General features: G+C 68.1%; 6 protein-coding genes. All 6 read left to right on the top strand.

Features of this window, described 5'->3' with window-relative positions; translation table 11 throughout:
- The coding region (locus tag VIR09_RS10465; protein WP_332012805.1) for an ATP-binding cassette domain-containing protein at positions 1-298 on the top strand (298 nt) is incomplete at its 5' end.
- Between the two features lie 3 nt (positions 299-301).
- The gene (gene ccmB / locus VIR09_RS10460; protein WP_332012804.1) at positions 302-979 is read left to right on the top strand and encodes a heme exporter protein CcmB; all 678 of its coding nucleotides are present in this window, start codon (positions 302-304) and stop codon (positions 977-979) included.
- Between the two features lie 7 nt (positions 980-986).
- Positions 987-1,721: a heme ABC transporter permease CcmC gene (ccmC, locus tag VIR09_RS10455; RefSeq protein WP_332012803.1), complete on the top strand. Its 735-nt coding sequence runs from the start codon at positions 987-989 to the stop codon at positions 1,719-1,721.
- Positions 1,718-1,903, top strand: coding sequence for a heme exporter protein CcmD (gene ccmD, locus VIR09_RS10450; RefSeq protein ID WP_414639413.1), 186 nt, complete (start codon positions 1,718-1,720; stop codon positions 1,901-1,903). Before ccmC ends, ccmD begins: the two co-directional genes overlap by 4 nt.
- On the top strand, positions 1,896-2,351 hold the full coding sequence (ccmE, locus tag VIR09_RS10445) for a cytochrome c maturation protein CcmE (RefSeq protein ID WP_332012802.1): 456 nt from the start codon (positions 1,896-1,898) through the stop codon (positions 2,349-2,351). Before ccmD ends, ccmE begins: the two co-directional genes overlap by 8 nt.
- Positions 2,348-3,647: heme lyase NrfEFG subunit NrfE (locus tag VIR09_RS10440; RefSeq protein WP_332012801.1), on the top strand; the 1,300-nt coding region annotated here is incomplete at its 3' end. The genes ccmE and VIR09_RS10440, both read left to right, overlap by 4 nt.

The raw sequence follows: 3,647 nt of genomic DNA, 5'->3' as shown, positions 1-3,647 counted from the left end.
ACGCCCCGCCGACATCGCCTCGGCGTTGCGCGAGGCGGGCCTCGCGGGCAAGGAGCATCTGCCAGTGCGAGCCCTGTCGGCCGGCCAGAAGCGGCGCGCCGCCCTGGCCCGCCTGCTTGCCGAGTTCCGTCCGCTCTGGATCCTGGACGAACCCATGACGGCCCTGGACGCCACGGCCCACTCCTGGTTGGCGCTTGCGATGGACCGCCATCTGCGCGACGGCGGCGCGGTCGTGGCCAGCAGCCACCAGGAGATCGCGCTGAAGCGCGCGCACCGGCAGCTCCGGCTGGGATCCTAGCGCATGCGCACCATCCCGCGCATGCTTGCGGCCGTTGCGCTGCGCGACCTGCGCATCGCCCAACGGCGTACCAGCGATGCCCTGACCCCGCTGGCCTTCTTCCTGGTTGCCGCCAGCCTGTTCCCGCTGGCCGTCGGTCCCGAGCCGGAAACGCTGCGCGGCATCGCGCCGGGCGTGCTGTGGGTAACAGCCTTGCTGTCATGCCTGATGTCGCTGGGCCGCCTGTTCGACGCGGATTATCGCGACGGCTCGCTGGAACAGCTGGCGCTGTCCGCCACGCCCCTGCCGCTGGTCGTGCTGGGCAAAGTCGCCGCCCATTGGCTGATTTCCGGGCTGCCGCTCACCCTGCTTGCGCCGGTCTTGGGACTGCAGTTCGGACTGGACGGCAACGCCCTTCTGATCCTGGCGCTGGGCCTGGCCGCCGGCACACCGGCGCTCGGTCTGATCGGCGCCATCGGCGCCGCGCTTACCTTGACCGCGCGCGGCGGCGGCGCGCTGCTGGCCGTGTTGGTCCTGCCCCTCTTCATTCCCATCCTCGTATTCGGCGCGGGCGCGGTGCAGGCGGTCCAAAGCGGTCTTGGCGCCAATGCGCACCTGTCGCTGCTGGGCGCCGTGCTGGCCATATCCCTGTTCTTCGCGCCGCTGGCCGCCGCCGCCGCGATACGCATCTCACTCGAATGAGGAGCCCATGATCCGCTGGTTTCACTATGCCTCGCCCAAGGCCTGTTATCCATTGGCCGGAAGAGCGATTCCCTGGTTCGCGGCCGCCGCGGTCCTGCTTGCCGCAGCGGGCCTCTACGTCGGCTTTCTCGCCGCGCCTGCCGACGCCCAGCAGGGCCAGGGCTACCGCATCATCTTCCTCCATGTCCCGGTCTCCTGGATGTCGATGATCGTGTACCTGGCGATGGCGTTCTGGGCGCTGATCCACCTGGTTTTCAACAGCAGGCTGTCGGCGATGATGATTGCCGCGCTGGCGCCGACCGGCGCGCTATTCACGTTTCTCTCGCTGTGGACCGGGGCGCTGTGGGGCAAGCCCATGTGGGGGACTTGGTGGGTCTGGGATGCCAGGCTGACCTCGGAATTGATATTGCTGTTCCTGTATGCGGGCTACATGGCGTTGAAGGCCGCCATCGATGATCCCCAGCGCGCCGACCGCGCAGGATCGGTGCTGGTGCTGGCCGGCGTGGTCAACGTTCCCGTCATCTATTTCTCGGTGCAATGGTGGAGCACCTTGCACCAGGGCGCGTCGGTCTCCCTGACCGCGGCGCCCAGCATGGCCGGCGTCATGCTTGCCGGCATGCTGCTGATGTCCCTGGCCGCGTGGATGTACAGCATCGCGACGGCGCTGGCGCGCCTGCGCTGCATCGTGCTCGAACGCGAACGGCACGCGGCCTGGATCCGCCAACAATGGAGTAGCGAATGATGCACTGGTCCAGTCTGGGCGAATTCCTCGCCATGGGTGGTTATGCGGCCTACGTGTGGGGATCGGTGGTGATGACGGCGCTCTTGCTGGGCAGCGAGCAGCTGCTGCTCGCGCGCCGTCGCCGCATGATTCTGGCGGTCCCGCGCCCCGCAGCCGAATTCGGGGAGGCCGAAGGTGAGTAAGCGGACACGGCGCTTATGGCTGGCGCTGGGCGGCATGGCCTCTCTGGGGGTGGCAAGCGCTTTGGTGCTTAACGCCTTCCAGAGCAATCTGGTTTTCTTCTTCACGCCCACGCAGGTCAGCAACAACGAGGTTCCGGCGGGACGCACGTTCCGTGTGGGCGGCATGGTCGAGGCCGGCAGCGTGCAGCGCACGCCGGGCGCGCTGACTGTCCGCTTCGCCGTGACCGACACCGCCCACACCGTGCCCGTGGCTTACGAGGGCATCCTGCCGGACCTGTTCAGCGAGGGCAAGGGCGTCGTGGCGCAGGGCCGGCTGGACGGCGACGGCCTGTTCCGGGCCGAGGAAGTGCTGGCCAAGCATGACGAGAACTACATGCCGCCCGAGGCTCAGCACGCGATCGATCAGGCCGCACCGAAGGCCGCATCCCAGGAGACCCTTGCGCGATGATCCCTGAACTCGCTCATCTCGCCTTGATCCTGGCGCTCTTCGTCGCGCTGGCGCAAGGCCTTATCGCCCTGCGCGGCGCGGCCCTGGAGCGCGCGGACTGGATCGCCATTGCGCGGCCCGCGGCGCAGATCCAGTTCCTGCTGGTGGCCTTCAGCCTCGCGGCGCTGGCCTGGTCTTTCGCGGCCAAGGACTATTCGGTGGCCTACGTGGCCCACAACTCGAATTCGCAATTGCCCTTGTTCTACCGCCTTGCGGCGACCTGGGGCGGGCATGAAGGCTCGCTGCTGCTGTGGATGTTCATGCAGACGGGCTGGGCCTGCGCGGTCAGCCTGTTTTCGCGGCGACTGCCCGACGCCATGGTCGCGCGGGTGTTGGGCGTGCTGGGGCTGATCAGTGCAGGCTTCCTGCTGTTCGTGCTGCTGACCTCGAATCCGTTCGAGCGCCTTGTCCCCGCGCCGGCCGACGGGCTGGACCTGAACACGCTGCTGCAGGACATCGGCCTGATCTTCCACCCGCCGCTGCTGTACATGGGCTACGTGGGATTCTCGGTAGCGTTCGCGTTCGCCATCGCCGCGCTGCTGTCCGGCAGTCTCGACGCGGTCTGGGCCCGCTGGTCGCGTCCCTGGACCACGGCGGCCTGGCTGTTCCTGACGCTCGGCATCGCGGTCGGCAGCTGGTGGGCCTACTACGAACTGGGCTGGGGCGGCTGGTGGTTCTGGGATCCGGTGGAGAACGCCTCCTTCATTCCCTGGCTGGCCGGCACGGCGCTGATCCACTCGCTGGCCGTGACCGAAAAGCGGGGCAGCTTCAAGAGCTGGACCGTACTGCTGGCGATCGGGACGTTTGCGCTGGCCCTGTTGGGCGCTTTCCTGGTGCGCTCGGGCGTGCTGACGTCGGTGCACGCGTTCGCGACGGATCCGGCGCGCGGCGTGTTCATCCTGGCGCTGCTTACCACCGTCGTCGGCAGCTCCCTGTTCCTGTATGCCTTGCGCGCCCCCCGGATAGGCCACGGCGGCCAGTTCGCGTTCGTTTCGCGCGAATCGCTATTGCTGGTCAACAACGTGCTGCTCGCGGTCGCCGCCGCGACCGTGCTGCTGGGCACGCTCTATCCCCTGTTCATCGACGCCCTCGGCCTGGGCAAGCTGTCGGTCGGACCGCCCTACTTCAATGCGGTCTTCGTGCCGCTGATGGTGCCCGCGCTGCTGCTCATGGCGGTGGGCCCCCTGGCCAACTGGAAGTCGGCCGACGCCGCCAGCCTGCTCCAACGCCTTGCGCTTCCCGCGGTGCTGGCCATGC

The organism is Achromobacter sp., assembly GCF_036567245.1.
Lineage (GTDB): Bacteria > Pseudomonadota > Gammaproteobacteria > Burkholderiales > Burkholderiaceae_B > Achromobacter.
The sequence above is the reverse complement of the archived record's forward strand: the minus strand, read 5'-3'. Positions and strand labels throughout refer to the sequence as shown.